Annotated in this window: 15 protein-coding genes; 11 read left to right on the plus strand and 4 right to left on the minus strand. The window is 60.9% G+C overall.

Going from position 1 to position 14,931, the window contains the following annotated elements:
• The first annotated feature begins 253 nt into the window (after positions 1-253).
• The 7 genes from lpxC (at position 254) to QWJ46_RS21815 (ending at position 7,612) form a co-directional block, all read left to right on the plus strand.
• Positions 254-1,210 carry a UDP-3-O-acyl-N-acetylglucosamine deacetylase gene (gene lpxC / locus QWJ46_RS21785; protein WP_302753795.1) on the plus strand — a complete coding sequence of 319 codons (957 nt, stop codon included), beginning with the start codon at positions 254-256 and terminating at the stop codon, positions 1,208-1,210.
• Positions 1,211-1,478: 268 nt separating this feature from the next.
• Positions 1,479-2,348 carry an outer membrane protein assembly factor BamD gene (locus QWJ46_RS21790; protein WP_170965882.1) on the plus strand — a complete coding sequence of 290 codons (870 nt, stop codon included), beginning with the start codon at positions 1,479-1,481 and terminating at the stop codon, positions 2,346-2,348.
• Positions 2,349-2,353: 5 nt separating this feature from the next.
• Positions 2,354-4,027: a DNA repair protein RecN gene (gene recN, locus QWJ46_RS21795; RefSeq protein ID WP_302753797.1), complete on the plus strand. Its 1,674-nt coding sequence runs from the start codon at positions 2,354-2,356 to the stop codon at positions 4,025-4,027.
• 76 nt (positions 4,028-4,103) lie between these two features.
• Positions 4,104-4,631: a DUF6886 family protein gene (locus QWJ46_RS21800; RefSeq protein WP_302753799.1), complete on the plus strand. Its 528-nt coding sequence runs from the start codon at positions 4,104-4,106 to the stop codon at positions 4,629-4,631.
• Between the two features lie 109 nt (positions 4,632-4,740).
• The gene (ligA, locus tag QWJ46_RS21805) at positions 4,741-6,897 is read left to right on the plus strand and encodes an NAD-dependent DNA ligase LigA (RefSeq protein WP_302753801.1); all 2,157 of its coding nucleotides are present in this window, start codon (positions 4,741-4,743) and stop codon (positions 6,895-6,897) included.
• A gap of 41 nt (positions 6,898-6,938) precedes the next feature.
• A complete protein-coding gene (locus tag QWJ46_RS21810; RefSeq protein WP_184459226.1) occupies positions 6,939-7,235 on the plus strand; it encodes a type II toxin-antitoxin system HigB family toxin in 297 nt (98 codons plus the stop codon).
• Positions 7,235-7,612, plus strand: coding sequence for a type II toxin-antitoxin system HigA family antitoxin (locus QWJ46_RS21815; protein ID WP_302753803.1), 378 nt, complete (start codon positions 7,235-7,237; stop codon positions 7,610-7,612). Before QWJ46_RS21810 ends, QWJ46_RS21815 begins: the two co-directional genes overlap by 1 nt.
• On the opposite strand, the gene QWJ46_RS21820 is transcribed toward QWJ46_RS21815, so the two are convergent.
• Entirely contained in the window at positions 7,609-8,145 is a 537-nt protein-coding gene (locus QWJ46_RS21820; protein WP_184459224.1) for a GNAT family N-acetyltransferase, read from the minus strand. The genes QWJ46_RS21815 and QWJ46_RS21820 overlap by 4 nt on opposite strands.
• Positions 8,146-8,418: 273 nt before the next feature.
• On the opposite strand from QWJ46_RS21820, the gene QWJ46_RS21825 reads away from it, so the two are divergent.
• Both QWJ46_RS21825 and QWJ46_RS21830 read left to right on the plus strand, forming a co-directional pair.
• Complete coding sequence (locus QWJ46_RS21825) at positions 8,419-9,009, plus strand: 3'-5' exonuclease (protein ID WP_302753805.1); 591 nt, start codon at positions 8,419-8,421, stop codon at positions 9,007-9,009.
• A 78-nt stretch (positions 9,010-9,087) separates the two neighbouring features.
• Positions 9,088-9,579, plus strand: a complete 492-nt coding sequence (locus QWJ46_RS21830) for a CreA family protein (protein WP_302753807.1) — start codon at positions 9,088-9,090, stop codon at positions 9,577-9,579.
• Between the two features lie 283 nt (positions 9,580-9,862).
• Here QWJ46_RS21830 and QWJ46_RS21835 read toward each other — a convergent pair whose 3' ends face one another.
• Both QWJ46_RS21835 and QWJ46_RS21840 read right to left on the minus strand, forming a co-directional pair.
• Positions 9,863-10,330 carry a chemotaxis protein CheW gene (locus QWJ46_RS21835; RefSeq protein ID WP_004668786.1) on the minus strand — a complete coding sequence of 156 codons (468 nt, stop codon included), beginning with the start codon at positions 10,328-10,330 and terminating at the stop codon, positions 9,863-9,865.
• A gap of 2 nt (positions 10,331-10,332) precedes the next feature.
• Positions 10,333-12,297 (minus strand): methyl-accepting chemotaxis protein, encoded by a 1,965-nt coding sequence (locus QWJ46_RS21840; protein ID WP_184460456.1) that lies wholly within the window; start codon positions 12,295-12,297, stop codon positions 10,333-10,335.
• Between the two features lie 382 nt (positions 12,298-12,679).
• Here QWJ46_RS21840 and QWJ46_RS21845 point away from each other — a divergent pair, with 382 nt between their 5' ends.
• Positions 12,680-13,279, plus strand: coding sequence for an SCO family protein (locus QWJ46_RS21845; protein WP_184460457.1), 600 nt, complete (start codon positions 12,680-12,682; stop codon positions 13,277-13,279).
• 68 nt (positions 13,280-13,347) lie between these two features.
• On the plus strand, positions 13,348-14,226 hold the full coding sequence (locus QWJ46_RS21850) for a 50S ribosomal protein L11 methyltransferase (RefSeq protein WP_184460458.1): 879 nt from the start codon (positions 13,348-13,350) through the stop codon (positions 14,224-14,226).
• A gap of 400 nt (positions 14,227-14,626) precedes the next feature.
• Here QWJ46_RS21850 and QWJ46_RS21855 read toward each other — a convergent pair whose 3' ends face one another.
• Positions 14,627-14,800 (minus strand): hypothetical protein, encoded by a 174-nt coding sequence (locus tag QWJ46_RS21855; protein WP_004668779.1) that lies wholly within the window; start codon positions 14,798-14,800, stop codon positions 14,627-14,629.
• Positions 14,801-14,931: the final 131 nt, after the last annotated feature.

Below are 14,931 nucleotides of genomic sequence, written 5' to 3' on the forward strand. Positions count from 1 at the left end.
CTTCGGCACCGTTCATGCCCGGGATTCAGATCCCGGGCATTGCTGTTTTCGGGCGGGAATTTATGAGCGATATCAATCGTGTGACTTCGTAACAAAACGAAAGAAACAGTGATTTGGATTGGAGCGCCGACACACGTAAATATGGCGCAAGAAAACTGCGCTGGGAGTCGTCTGGACGAGACTCCTTCTGCAGAAGGAATGATAACCGCGCCGTGGCACCAACCGCTGGAGCGGAAAAATAAAGGCAGATTTTATGGCTATTGGCTTGCTGGGTTTTCAAACGACGGTTTCGCGTCCCGTGACGCTCTCGGGCATCGGCGTTCATTCGGGTGCGAATGTTTCGATCACGCTGAACCCGGCCGAAGCGGACACCGGCGTCGTTTTCCAGCGCCTGCACGATAATGGCGACATCACCGAACTGAAGGCCGTCTCCTCGCAGGTCGGCAATACAGACCTCTGCACGGTGCTCGGCTTCTCACCCATGCATTCAATTGCGACGATCGAACATGTCATGGCCGCCGTGTATGCACTCGGCCTCGACAATGTCATCATCGAGGTGCAGGGCGCAGAAATGCCGATCATGGACGGCAGCTCGCTGCCCTTCGTCGAAGCGATCGAGCAGGCCGGTCTCGTCTCGCTCGGTGTCAAGCGTCGCTATATCCGCATCACCAAGCCGGTGCGAATCGAGCATGGCGGCTCCTGGAGCGAATTCCGTCCCTATGACGGCACGCGCTTCGAAGTCGAGATCGATTTCGAATGCCCGCTGATCGGCCGGCAGAAGTGGGCCGGCGACATAAGCGCCGCCGTCTTCAAGTCGGAACTTTCCCGCGCCCGCACCTTCGGCTTCATGCGTGATGTCGAGCGTCTCTGGGCATCGGGCCATGCGCTCGGTTCTTCGCTCGAAAATTCCGTGGTCATCTCGGACGACAATACCGTCATCAATGTCGAAGGCCTGCGATACGCCAAGGACGAGTTTGTTCGCCACAAGACGCTTGATGCTGTTGGCGACCTGTCGCTCGCTGGCGTCCAGTTCATCGGTTGCTACCGATCCTATCGTGGCGGCCACAAGATGAATGCCAATGCTTTGAAGGCGCTGCTCGCCGATCCCTCTGCCTACGAGGTGGTCGAGACCTCGACGCCGCGCCAGCGCGTCGCCGCTCGTGAACTGATTGCCGTCAACGCTTCGGAATTCGCTCCCTGGTCGGCATGACCTCCAGCATATTCTCAAGACCAGGCCGCCTCTTTCCCGGAGGCGGTTTTTTTATGTCGGCCCGAGTCTGTGGTGATAGGTGTTTTCTCGCAGTTGCTTAGCTGCCACAGGTTGGAGAGAAGAGGAAAAGCCGGCCAATCCGGCGGCGGCTGCCACAAAAATGCGTTAATGCCTTATCATTGCGTTGCTCTTGATGCACATTTGTGGCTAGAAACGCCAGCGAGGCGTGGCTGTCGTGGAGCGAGCGGCGGCAGTGGGGTTCTTTTGAATGGCTTATGCAGGATCTGAAGGTATGATGAAGACAGCGCGCGCTTTGTTCGCATCGCTTCTGGTGCTGAGCGCAGGCGCCTCGATCTCCGGCTGCCAGTCGGATCCCGATATCGACATCACCAAGCTTGGCCTCGAAACCGATCCGCCTGACGTGCTCTACACCCAGGGCCTTGCCAATATGAAGGCGGGCAACATGGCGGAAGCAGCGCGCAAGTTCGATGCAATCGATCGCGAGAACCCATTCTCCGAATGGGCGCGCAAGGCGCTTGTCATGAGCACCTTCGTGAAATACCGCCAGGGCAAGCTCGATGATGCGCTTGCCTCGGGTAACCGTTACATGTCGCAATATCCGAAGTCCCAGGACGCTGCCTATGTGCAGTATCTCATCGGTCTCACCTATTCCAAACAGATCGTCGACGTGACCCAGGACCAGCGCGCCTCGGCCAAGACGATCGAGGCGATGCAGGCTGTGATCGACAACTATCCGAACTCCGAATATGTCGACGACGCCCAGGCGAAGATCCGCTACGCCCGTGATCAGCTCGCCGGCAAGGAAATGCAGATCGGCCGCTACTATATGGAGCGGAAGGAATATCTCGCCGCAATCTCGCGTTTCCGCATCGTCGTCGAGAAATATCCGAACACGAACCAGATCGAAGAGGCCTTGGCGCGTCTCGTCGAGGCTTATTACGCCATGGGTATCGTCGACGAGGCGCAGACCGCGGCAGCCGTCCTTGGTCACAACTATCCGGACAGCCAGTGGTACGCCGATTCCTACAAGCTGCTGCAGACAGGTGGCGCCGAGCCGCGTGAGAACAAGGGCTCCTGGATCGCTGCGGCAGGCAAGAAACTCCTGCTCGGTTCCTAAGTCCCATGCTGATCCAGCTTTCGATCCGCGATATCGTCCTGATCGAGCGGCTGGATCTTGCCTTCGAGACCGGTCTTTCCGTGCTGACGGGTGAGACGGGAGCGGGCAAATCCATCCTGCTCGACAGTCTGTCGCTGGCGCTCGGCGGGCGCGGTGACGGCGGTCTGGTGCGCCATGGCGAAGACAGGGGCCAGGTGACGGCGGTGTTCGACGTCGGCATGGACCATGGGGCGCGCGTACTCCTGCGTGAAAACGGCATCGACGACGAGGGCGACCTGATCTTTCGCCGTCAGCAATCAGCCGATGGGCGCACCAAGGCCTATGTCAATGATCAGCCGGTGAGTGTGCAGCTGATGCGCCAGGCCGGCCAGATGCTGGTCGAGATTCACGGCCAGCACGATGATCGCGCTCTTGTCGACACCAATGCCCACCGCAACCTGCTCGATGCCTTTGCCGGCCTCACCGATGAGGTTGCGGAGGTCTCTCGCCGGTACCGTCTTTGGCGCGACAGCGAACGGACGCTGAAAAAGCATCGCGAGAGGGTGGAAAGTGCGGCGCGCGAGGCCGACTATCTGCGTTCCTCCGTGGCAGAGCTCGAGAAACTCTCGCCACAGGACGGCGAGGAGGAGGAACTCGCCGAAAGCAGGCAGAGGATGATGAAGGCGGAGCGAATCGCCGGCGATATCGCCGAAGCCTCCGAATTCCTGAACGGCAATGCCTCGCCGGTACCGCATATCGCCTCGCTGGTGCGCCGGCTGGAGCGCAAGAGCCATGAAGCGCCCGGGCTGCTCGAAGAGACGGTGACGCTGCTCGATGCTGCGCTCGACCAGCTTTCCAACGCGCAGATGGAAGTCGAGGCAGCGCTCCGCAAGACCGAATACGATCCGAGAGAACTGGAGCGGGTGGAGGAGCGGCTTTTCGCGCTCAGAGCTGCGTCGCGCAAATATTCCGTGCCCGTCACCGAGCTGCCGGCGCTGGCGGTGCGCATGATCGCCGATCTTGCCGATCTCGATGCGGGCGAGGAGCGGCTTGCGCGTCTGGAAGCGGAGGTCGGTCTGGCGCGAGAGAATTACGATTCGGCGGCGCGCTCGCTTTCCGACAAGCGCCATCAAGCCGGCACCGCGCTGGCTGCCGCCGTGATGGCCGAACTGCCGGCGCTGAAGCTCGAACGCGCTCGTTTCATGGTCGAGATCACCACGGATGCGCAGGAGGCGCTGCCCGAAGGCATCGACGTCGTCGAGTTCCATGTCCAGACCAATCCCGGCACGCGCCCAGGCTCGATCATGAAGGTCGCCTCCGGCGGCGAACTGTCGCGTTTCCTGCTGGCGCTGAAGGTGGCGCTCGCCGATCGCGGCTCAGCCCCGACGCTCGTCTTCGATGAAATCGACACCGGCGTCGGCGGCGCGGTGGCCGATGCGATCGGCCAGCGGTTGAAGCGGCTCTCTGATCGGGTGCAGGTTCTCTCGGTCACCCACGCGCCGCAGGTCGCGGCAAGGGCGGCGACACACCTGCTGATCTCCAAGGGGCCAGCGGCCGAAGGTTCCGAAAAGATCGCCACGCGCGTCGCGACGATGGCGCACAAGGATCGCACCGAGGAGATCGCCCGCATGCTCGCCGGCGCCTCGGTGACGGAAGAGGCGAGGGCGGCGGCGAAGCGCCTGCTGGCGGGTAACGGCTGATTGCTGCGGCCGGCAACGGTGACAAAGATTCCGCTTCGCGCTATGCGTATCATTCCGATCAGCGCGATCCGTTGCCATGCGTCTTTTCCATTTCAGCGATGATCCCGACATTGCGGTGTTCGAGCCGCGCCCGGTTCGCAATCCCTCGATCCGCCCGGTGGGCCTGGAATGGCTGAATGGCCCGCTCGTCTGGGCGATCGATGACGATCATGACTTTATGTATCTCTTTCCGCGAGATTGCCCGCGGACACTGATCTGGGCGACACCCGAGACGCTGGAGACCGAACGGCGGCAATGGCTCGGCGAGTGGCGGGCTGCGGCCTATGTCGAGCGTCATTGGCTGGAAAGGCTCGAAGCGGAAACGATCCATCGCTACGAGATGCCGGCTGAGCAATTTGAGGATCTCAGGGATGCGGGCATGTGGTTGGCCCGTAGACGCGTCGTTTCCATCGAGCGCACCGCCATCTCACGTCTCGACCAGGAGTTCGCGCCGCGCCGGGTGGAACTGCGGGTGGTCGACAGTTTGCGGCTGCTGAAGAACCTCTGGAACACCGGCCTCCATGTCAGCGGGATCCGGCTACGCAATGCGCGGGATTGGGCATAGAACTGTAGGCAGTCCTCACCGGACAGGGTAAGCAACTGCTCTTTTCATCCGGCGATTTTGCTCTAAAAACAATGCAGATTTCTGGCCAGATTCTCTGGAGTGATGTTCCATGTCCACCGAAGGTTCCACCGTCGACACGTTGACGATCGAAGAGGCCACTGCCGAGCTCGAGCGGCTGGCAAGGGAGATCGCGCATCACGACGCGCTTTACCACGGCAAGGACCAGCCGGAAATCTCGGACGCGGATTACGATGCGTTGAAGCGCCGCAACGATGCGCTGGAAGCGCGGTTTCCCGAGCTGATCCGTGAAGACAGCCCGTCGCGGCGGGTCGGTGCTGCGCCTTCCGTCACCTTCTCGCCCGTCGTCCATGCGCGGCCGATGCTGTCGCTCGACAACACGTTTTCGCAGGAGGACGTGCAGGATTTTGTCGCCAGCGTCTATCGCTTCCTCGGTCGGCTGCCGGACCAGTCGATCGCCTTTACCGCCGAACCGAAGATCGATGGCCTTTCGATGTCGATCCGCTACGAGAACGGCAGGCTGACGACGGCCGCCACGCGCGGTGACGGCACGACGGGCGAAAACGTCACTGCCAATATCCGGACGATCGCCGAAATACCCAACCAATTGCCGAAGGGCGTTCCCGCGGTCGTGGAAATCCGCGGCGAGGTCTATATGGCCAAGAGCGACTTCCTGGCGCTGAACCGGCAGATGGAGGCGGAGGGCAAGCAGACCTATGTCAATCCGCGCAATACGGCGGCCGGATCGCTGCGCCAGCTCGACGCCAAGGTGACGGCGAGCCGCAAGCTGAAATTCTTCGCCTATGCCTGGGGTGAGATGTCGGACATGCCGGCCGACACGCAATTCGGCATGGTGCAGACCTTCAAGGACTGGGGCTTCCCGGTCAATCCGCTGATGAAGCGGCTGAATTCGGTTGCCGACATCCTGGCGCATTATGACGAGATCGGCCTCAAACGCCCGGATCTCGATTACGATATCGACGGCGTCGTCTATAAGGTCGACAGCCTCGAACTGCAGCAGCGCCTTGGCTTCCGCTCGCGCAGCCCACGCTGGGCGACGGCGCATAAATTCCCGGCCGAGCAGGCCTTTACCGAGGTCGAGAAGATCGAGATCCAGGTCGGCCGCACCGGGGCGCTGACGCCGGTGGCGCGGCTGAAGCCGATCACGGTCGGCGGCGTCGTCGTCACCAACGCGACGCTGCACAACGAGGATTACATCAAGGGCATCGGCAATAGCGGCGAACGCATCCGGCCGGAGGAACACGATATCCGCGAGGGCGATACCGTCATCGTCCAGCGCGCCGGCGACGTCATTCCGCAGATCCTCGACGTGGTGATGGAGAAGCGCCTCGCCGAGGCGAGGCCCTATGAATTTCCGAAGACTTGCACGGTCTGCGGTTCGCATGCCGTGCGCGAGGTGAACGAGAAGACCGGCAAGATGGATTCGGTGCGCCGCTGCACCGGCGGCTTTATCTGCCGGGCGCAGGCGACGGAGCATCTGAAGCATTTCGTTTCTCGCAACGCCTTCGATATCGAGGGGCTCGGTTCGAAGCAGATCGACTTCTTCTTTGAAAACGAGGATCCGTCGCTGCAGATCCGCACTGCGCCCGAGATTTTCACGCTGGAGAAGCGCCAGCAATCCTCGCTCACCAAGCTGGAAAATATCGACGGCTTCGGGAAGGTCAGCGTCGGCAAGCTCTATGCGGCGATCAACGAACGGCGGAGCATCGCGCTCCACCGCTTCATCTATGCGCTCGGCATCCGCCATGTCGGCGAGACAACGGCGAAGCTGCTGGCGCGCTCCTACGGCACCTATGAGGCCTTTGCGACCGCGATGAGGGAGGCGGCACCGGTTTCCGGCGACGCCTGGAACGATCTCAATACCATCGAGGGCATCGGCGAGGTCGTGGCGCGCGCCATGGTCGAGTTCTACAAGGAGCCGCGTAATATCGAGGTGATCGGCCGGCTGCTCGAAGAGGTGAGACCTACGGCGGCCGAACAGCCGGTCACGTCAGGCAGCCCGGTTGCCGGCAAGACGGTGGTCTTCACCGGCTCGCTCGAAAAATTCACCCGTGACGAGGCGAAGGCGACGGCCGAAAGTCTCGGCGCCAAGGTGGCGGGCTCGGTGTCGAAGAAAACCGATATCGTTGTCGCCGGCCCAGGCGCCGGCTCGAAGCTCGAGAAGGCCCGCGAACTCGGCGTCCAGACGATGGACGAAGACGAGTGGCTAGCGCTGATTGGCGGGTGATCGATGCTTGATTTGTTCCCGTATTGGGAATATTCTCTTCCATGCAGGTGATCGCCAAGTCGACATTGCGTGCCTTTTGGGAGTTGCACCCGCAGGCCAGGGTTCCTTTTAGCGTTTGGCATGCTGTTGTCAGCAAAGCGGAATGGGCGGGATCGGCGGATATCAAAAGAATGTTCGGTACCAACGTAGATTTCGTCGGTGACAACAGGGTGATTTTCGATATCGGCGGAGACAAGTACCGCCTTATCGTGCACGTTGCCTATGCCTACCGGCGCGTATTGATCAAGTTTGTTGGTACGCATGCCGAATATGACAGGGTTGATCCGGAGACGGTGTAATGGACATAAGACCGATCAGGAGCGATGGTGATCTGGAATGGGCGCTTGGAGAAGTCGCTCCGTATTTCGACAATCCGCCGCCGCAAGGCTCGGCTGATGCGGACAGATTCGACGTGCTCTGCGATCTTATCGAGGCCTATGAAAACCGGCACTTCCCCGCGGTCGAACTGGAACCTGTCGATTTCTTGGATGCATTCATGGAGTTGACCGCCCGCAGCCAGGCAGATCTTGGCGAGATCCTAGGTTCGCGCTCCCGCGCCTCGGAAATCCTGCACCGCAAGCGCGCCTTGACGGTCGACATGATTTTCAAGCTCAACGAGGCATGGGGCGTTCCCGCCGAATGCCTCGTCAAGCCCTATCGTCTGGCTGTTGCCTAAGCCCTCAGCCGCGCCATCGCATAGGCGTCGACATATTGGCCGGCGCGGTAGCCGAATGAGCGCAGAAGCCCTTCCTTTTCGAAGCCGAACTTCTCGTAGAGAGCGATCGCAGCCTCATTGTCGGTATAGACGGTCAGTTCGAGCCGCTTAATGTCGAACCAGTCGTCCGCGGCATCGACCATCGCGCCAAGCAGGATGCGGCCGAAACCGCGACCGGTGAAATCGTCATGCACGCCCATGCCGAGGCTGGCGACGTGTTGGCGACGGCCGCTAAGGCGGTTGAGGCCGCAATTGCCGACGATCTTGCCATTCAGCGTGACGACGAGATTGAGCGCGCCGGGCGAGGGGTTTTCCATGTTCTTGCGGACCTCTTCGATCCGCTGGTACGGCGGCCGCAGGGTGCCGGCCCGGTAGCCCGGTAAGTTGATAAGATCGGTGATCTCTTCAGCATCGGAAAGACGTACGGCGCGCACGACGACGCCGTCCGGCAGGCGCGCTCGGTCGCGGGGTTCATTCTCTTTGTTTTCTGACATGAGATGCTCTCCTTGGGTTTCAGGGAGGAGAGCCGGATTTTCGAAAACCCTGCTCGCCTCGGCAGGGTTTTCGGGATGATCGGACGGCTAGTGACGCACCATCGCTCCCGCGTACCCTGGAAGGGTCGTGGCGATATGATGGATGGTAAGGGTCACAGAGTTGATCATGCGCGGAAGTTTCCCCATTGGCGTGCAGATGTCAACAGGCCGAAATTTGCCTTCGCCTTCCGCTATGATTATGCCGGTAGCGCTAGACGATTCGGATATTTGTCTTTGACGACCATCGCCATCGATTTCGAGACGGCCAACGAGCAGCGCGGCAGCGCCTGCTCGGTCGGCCTTGCCTGGATCGAGGAGGGACGGGTTACTCGCGTCGAGGAGCGGCTGATCCGGCCGCGCGACATGCGGTTTTCCGGGATGAACATCGCGATCCACGGTATCCGGCCGGAGCATGTCGAGGATGCGCCGGAGTTTCCCGAGGTGATGGACGAGTTCTACGATGATATCAGCGGCGCGACGATGATCGCGCACAACGCGGCCTTCGATTTCAGCGTCTGGCGGGCGAGCCTCGATCTCTACCGGCAATCCTATCCGGAACTCACTTATCTCTGCAGCCTGAAAATGGCGCAGCGGATCTGGCCGCATTTCCTCTCGCATCGGCTGAACCTGATCGCCGAGCATCTTGGCCTGCGTTTCATGCACCATAACGCCGCCGAGGATGCCGCGGTCTGCGCGGCAGCGGCGATCGAGATGGCGAAGGCGGTCAAGGCGAAAGCCGTGGAAGCGATTCCGGCGTTGATCGGCATGACGCCGGGGCGGCTGACGGCGAAGGGCTACGCGCCCTGCACCTGCCGGAAGGGCTGAATCTGAACCTGCAGCGGCGCTTTCTTGCAAAGCCTGGGTGCATGCTTATCTAGAATGCGGATCATCCAGGGAGCCGCCATGTCCAAGCTGCGCATGTTTTTTCTCGCCGCATTTTCCTTCGCTGCCATTTCCACGGGCGCCGCCTCGGCCGAAGTCGTCGGCAAGGTCGGGGTCGACTGGATCGGCAATGACATCATGATCGAGGCACTCTCCGATCCCGAGGTCAAGGGCGTCACCTGCCACGTCACCTATTTCGATCGCAGCCTGATCGACCGGTTCAAGAACGGCAACTGGTTCGAGGATCCGTCCAACAATTCCATCGCCTGCCGCCAGACCGGGCCGATTGAGATCGGCAACATCGACCTCTCCAGGGACGGCAGCGAGGTGTTCCGCCAGGGCATGTCGCTGATCTGGAAGACGCTTGTTGTTAACCGCATCTACGACAAGACCAACGACACGTTGATCTATCTCGCTCATTCGCGGGAACTGACCGATGGTTCGGCGAAGATGTCGATCTCGACCATTCCGCTCTATGGGCAGAACGTGACCTGGAAGAATGGGAGGCCGTAGTAGGGTTGCGGATGTTAGGAAGGGTGTGGGTCGTCTCCCCAAACTCCCCATCCCTGTGCTTGTCACAGGGATCCAGCGCGCCCAAGTCTTTGGGCGCAGGAGACTCTTATGGTGGGTCATTCACCGCGCGGACGCGCGGTGGCTGGATCCCTGTGACAACAAGCACAGAGATGACGGAGGAGAGGGGGCGCGCGGCTCGGTAGATAAGGTGAGCCGCATCTTCCTCAAAAACGAAAGAGGCCCGGACGAGCCGGGCCCTCCGAATTCCATGCTCAGATAAATATCAAGCCGCCTGATTCAGCTCGTCGGCAATGACGGTATCGAGGTTCAGGAAGCAGACCATGGTCTTCTCCAGCGCGACGATGCCGCGGCAGAAGGCGCGCTGGGCTTCCGGGATGATTTCCGGCGGCGGTTGCAGGTCTTCGCTCTTGATGGTCATCATGTCGGAAACCTGCTCGACCAGCAGGCCGACCAGCTTGCCGGCGATGTCGGTGACGATGATCGCCGAGCGCTCGGAAGGCTCGGTCATCTTCATGCCGAGGCGGCAGGCCATGTCGATGACCGGGATCACCGCGCCGCGCAGGTTGATGAGGCCCAACACGTAGGGAGGGGTATGCGGCATCGGCGTTACCGGCGCCCAACCGCGGATTTCGCGGATGGCCATGATGTCGATGCAGAATTCCTGGTCGCCCAGGTGGAACGAAACGATTTCGAGATAGGCGCCCGACTGCTTGATGGCGTTGTTGTTCATGATCAGAATTCTTCCCAGTTGTCCCCGGCGGGAGCGGCGATGGCTTTGGCGGCGGAACCACCGTTGAATGCGCCCGCGACTTTGCCGATCAGGCTGCGTGCGGGAGAAGGTCTCGAATGCGAGGCGGCGGTTGCCTCTCGCGGCGTTTGCCGGGCGCTCATGCCCTCGCCGGTTTTGAACTGCTTGATCAGTTGCGTCAGATTTTCGGCGTCGATGGCGAGCGTATGGCTTGCGGCATTCGTCTCTTCCACCATGGCCGCGTTCTTCTGCGTGACCTGATCCATCTGGCTGATTGAAGTATTGATTTCGTTCAATCCAACCGATTGTTCGCGCGCAGAGGTTACGATTGATTTAACATGTTCGTCGATGCGCAGAACATCTTCGCCGATCTGGCGAAGCGCTTCACCGGCGGCTGTCACCAGTTCGCCGCCGATCTTCACTTCCTCGCCGGATTTTCCGATCAAGGCCTTGATATCCTTGGCAGCACCCGCAGCACGGCCGGCGAGTTCGCGCACTTCCTGGGCGACGACGGCGAAGCCCTTGCCGGCCTCGCCGGCGCGCGCTGCCTCGACACCGGCGTTGAGCGCCAGGAGGTTCGTCTGGAACGCGATTTCGTCGATGACGTTGATGATCTTGCCGATCTCGCGGGAGGCGCCTTCGATTCGCTCCATCGCGGCCATCGCATCACCGACGACGATATCCGATTTCGCTGTATTCTCGCGGGTGTGGGAGACCATGTGGCCCACTTCCTCGGCGCGGTTGGTGGCGTTACGGACGGTGGCGGTAATCTGGTCGAGGGCGGCGGACGTCTCTTCCAGCGAGGCGGCCTGCTGCTCGGTGCGTTTGGCGAGATCGTCGGCGGCGGCGCGCATCTGGCGGCTGTTCGCCTCGATCGAGCTGCTGTTGATGGCGATGTCGCTCATTGCTTTGCGCAGCGTCACGGTCGTCTGGTTGAAGTCCAGGCGCAAGCGCTCCAGTTCGTCGCGGAACGGCTGGTCGATCGTCACGGTCACATCGCCGCCCGACAGACGGGTGAGGCCGGCGCCGAGAGCGGTGACGGCGGCGTTCAGAGCTTCCGCGTCGGCAAGCTTGGCGGCTTCGCGGGCACGCTGCTCGGCATCGCTGCGTTGCCTGTCGGTCTCAGTCCGGGCTTCAAGGTCGCGCTTTTCGATGGCGGCGAGGCGGAAGCTGTCGGCCGCGCGGGCCATTTCGCCGATCTCGTCGCCGCGGTTCTTTTCCGCAACGTCGCTGGCCAGGTCGCCGCTCATGATGCGCTGCATGCTCTGGCGCACGGCGCCGATGCCACGCCGGATCGAGCCGCCATGGACATATTGCAGGACACCCATGGTGAGGATGGCCAGGACACCGAGGCCGATCTGCAGGATGAGGGCCTCCCGCGATACAGCATTGGCGAGCTCGACATGCTGTTGGGCGAAAATGGTGCCGTCGGCGGCGAGCTTGTCGAGCGTTGCGGTCAGTTCCTCGCCGGCGCCGTCGATCGCGTCGTCGATCTTGTCGAATTCGGCGTCGGGTGCTCCCTGCTGGACCAGCGCGATCAGATCGACCTGTATTGCCTTGCCGATTGCGGCGACATCGGCGTCATAGCTCTTCAACAGGCTGCCGACTTGCATTTCATTCGCCAGAAAGTGCATCTCCTTCGAACCACCCGAAAGAGCAGCCAGCGAATCACCGATCAGTTTGATGCGCTCGGGTTCGACGGCCTTGCTGTCCTTGTCGACGATGATGTCCATCGCGGCCAAGACCATCGTCAGATTCGCAAGCCGCATGTCGCCGATATGGTTGACGCTCGTCTGGATCTCGCCGGCGCGGCGCAACGCCGTGTCGATCCGCATGTTCTCGTACCAGCCGACGCCGAGCATCGTTCCGAAACCGATGAAGGCCGCACCGCCCAGTGTCCAGAGCCGCTGGCTCACCGACAGGCTCTTGCGCACCGATGAATTCGTCATGAAAAGACCCCTCCACAAACCGCTCGGGTTTATGTTTTTCCTACCCTCATGCGGACGTCCGGGGATTTTCGCCACTCGGCAGACTTCATGTCAGAACGGCTCGATCGGGCCGCACGCACTGCTAAATATAAAGATGACGATTTAAGCCTTTCCTAATGATGTTTCTCTTGAACTTATCTGTTCACCTTGATGGTAAGTGTTTCAAATGATGCCGCTTTTTGGTATGCGCTATTGCGGTTCGACGATTTTTCCGCCCTGGACAGCTTCTGCCCCTGAGGCAATTAATCACGGGTCAGAAAACATATTCTTGAATTGCGCGCCTCCGGCCGAAACTATAATCACGCCGGCGGGGGCATGACCGCCTCCGACTGAGGGCCACGCCATGAAGACATTTCGCATCGCCGTCTGGATCGGTGTTCTGATACTTGCCGGAGTTCTCGGCGCGGTTAGTTATTCCATGAAGTCGCGGGACGTGGTGGCGGAAGCTCCCTACGGCGTGCCTTTCACGCTCGTTTCTCAAAGCGGCCAACCGATTACCGAACAGGCGTTGCGCGGCAAGCCGACGGCGCTGTTCTTCGGCTTTACCCATTGCCCCGAAGTTTGCCCGACGACACTGTACGAGCTGAACGGCTGGATGGAGAAGGTAGATCCCGAGGGAACCAAGCTGCAGGGCTATTTCGTGACCGTCGATCCCGAGCGCGACACGCCCGAAATCATGAACCAATATGTTTCCAATTTTTCCAAGCGCATCATCGGCATTTCAGGCCCGCCGGACAAGATCGCCGAGGTTATCAAGGGTTTCCGCATCTACGCCAAGAAGGTACCGGTCGATGAGAAGGACCCGAACGGCGACTATACGATGGATCATTTCGCCTCGGTCTTCCTGCTCGATTCGGCTGGACGCTTTGCCGGAACGATCGCCTATGGCGAAAATCCGGACACGGCGGTAAAGAAGCTGGAGAATCTCGTCAATAAGGGGTGACGGCTTCAGCGTGATGGGCCGTTGGCTCGACCGATGGCGGGCAACGGAAACGGGAAAGACCGCCTATCGTGAGTGAAATCCGCCTTTACGTGTCGACCACCGAAAGCCAGGCCGAAGCGATCCTCGAGCTCCTGACCCAAGTCTTCGGCGAAGAAGACTTCGCCATCGGCACTACCGAAATCGATGAAAAGAAGGATGTCTGGGAAGCCTCGGTCTATATGATGACCGAGGACGAGTCAGATGTGCGCTCTCGCATCGAGGCGGCGCTGAAGGTCGCTTTTCCAGATGCTCAGCTGTTGCGAGAAGTCATCCCGGATGTCGACTGGGTGGCGAAATCGCTCGAAGGATTGAAGCCAGTCAGGGCAGGGCGCTTCCTGGTGCATGGCTCGCATGACCGCGACAAGGTCCTCTCCGGCGACATCGCCATCGAGATCGATGCCGGCCAGGCCTTCGGCACCGGCCATCACGGCACAACGGCCGGTTGCTTGGAGATGATCGATGCCGTGGTGCGTTCGCGCCGGGTTGGCAATGCGCTCGATCTCGGCACCGGCAGCGGCGTTCTGGCGATCGCGGTGCGCAAGCTCAAAAATATACCGGTGCTTGCGACCGATATCGATCCGATCGCGACGCGGGTCGCGGCTGAAAACGTACGACGCAACGGCATCGCGTCGGGCATCGTCACGAAGACCGCACCGGGTTTTCATTCGACGGCCTTCTCGGAGCATGGCCCCTTCGACCTCATCATCGCCAATATTCTCGCCCGGCCGCTGATCCGGATGGCGCCAAAGCTCGCCACGCATCTTGCGCCCGGCGGATCGGTGATCCTTTCAGGCATTCTCGCGTCACAACGGTGGAAGGTGATCGCCGCCTATAGTGGCGCGCGGCTCCGCCATGTCAGGACGATCTGGCGGAACGGCTGGGTGACGATTCATTTCGATCGGCCTTGAGGAGGGAGAGGATCGGGGCGACGGGTGCGACTTACTCCGCTCCCCGGCGGGGAGAAGATGCCCGAAGGGCAGATGAGGGGGTGAGCGGCGAAGCCGCGAATGCGCTGAGCGCAAGCGAAGGGCAATGAAGGGCGTGCCGTGCGGCCCCCTCATCCGACCCTACGGGCCACCTTCTCCACGCTGGGGAGAAGAGGGGACAAGTCGTGACCTCAGTTGTTCCACAGGATAGCGCGCTTCCCGTGCCGTTCTCAACAAAAGAAAAAGGCGGCGCCAGTGGCACCGCCTTGGACCGGTCTATCCGGCCAATGCCCGCGAGCTCGAAGGAGGAGGAGTGCTCAAGCAGGCTCTACTGCATTCCAATAGGCCGGTCCGGGAGGGAGGGGACGGACAGGCTTTAAGCTTAGAACGCGTAGCTGGGGGCGCCCTGGTGGCGCGTCACGCGCTGGCCGGCGCCGAGCAGCTTGAGGCTGTCCTCGTTCTGCGGGCGGCGGGCGCCGATCACGTGACGCACGGTCTGGCGTTCGCCAGCCTGTACCGGGCTGCTGTATGCGAAGCGCGAGAGAGAGGCGGTCATTTCAAAAAATCCTTTGTTTGCTGGTTCATCCGAACCGTTCGATGGCGTCTATATAGCTATTCTGAAATGCGGAGGCAGAGGGTTTTCCTCATGGGAGCCATGCGGCCAATGCATAAAGCATGCCAAATTAA

Source organism: Rhizobium sp. CBN3 (genome assembly GCF_030518245.1).
GTDB lineage: Bacteria > Pseudomonadota > Alphaproteobacteria > Rhizobiales > Rhizobiaceae > Rhizobium > Rhizobium aethiopicum_A.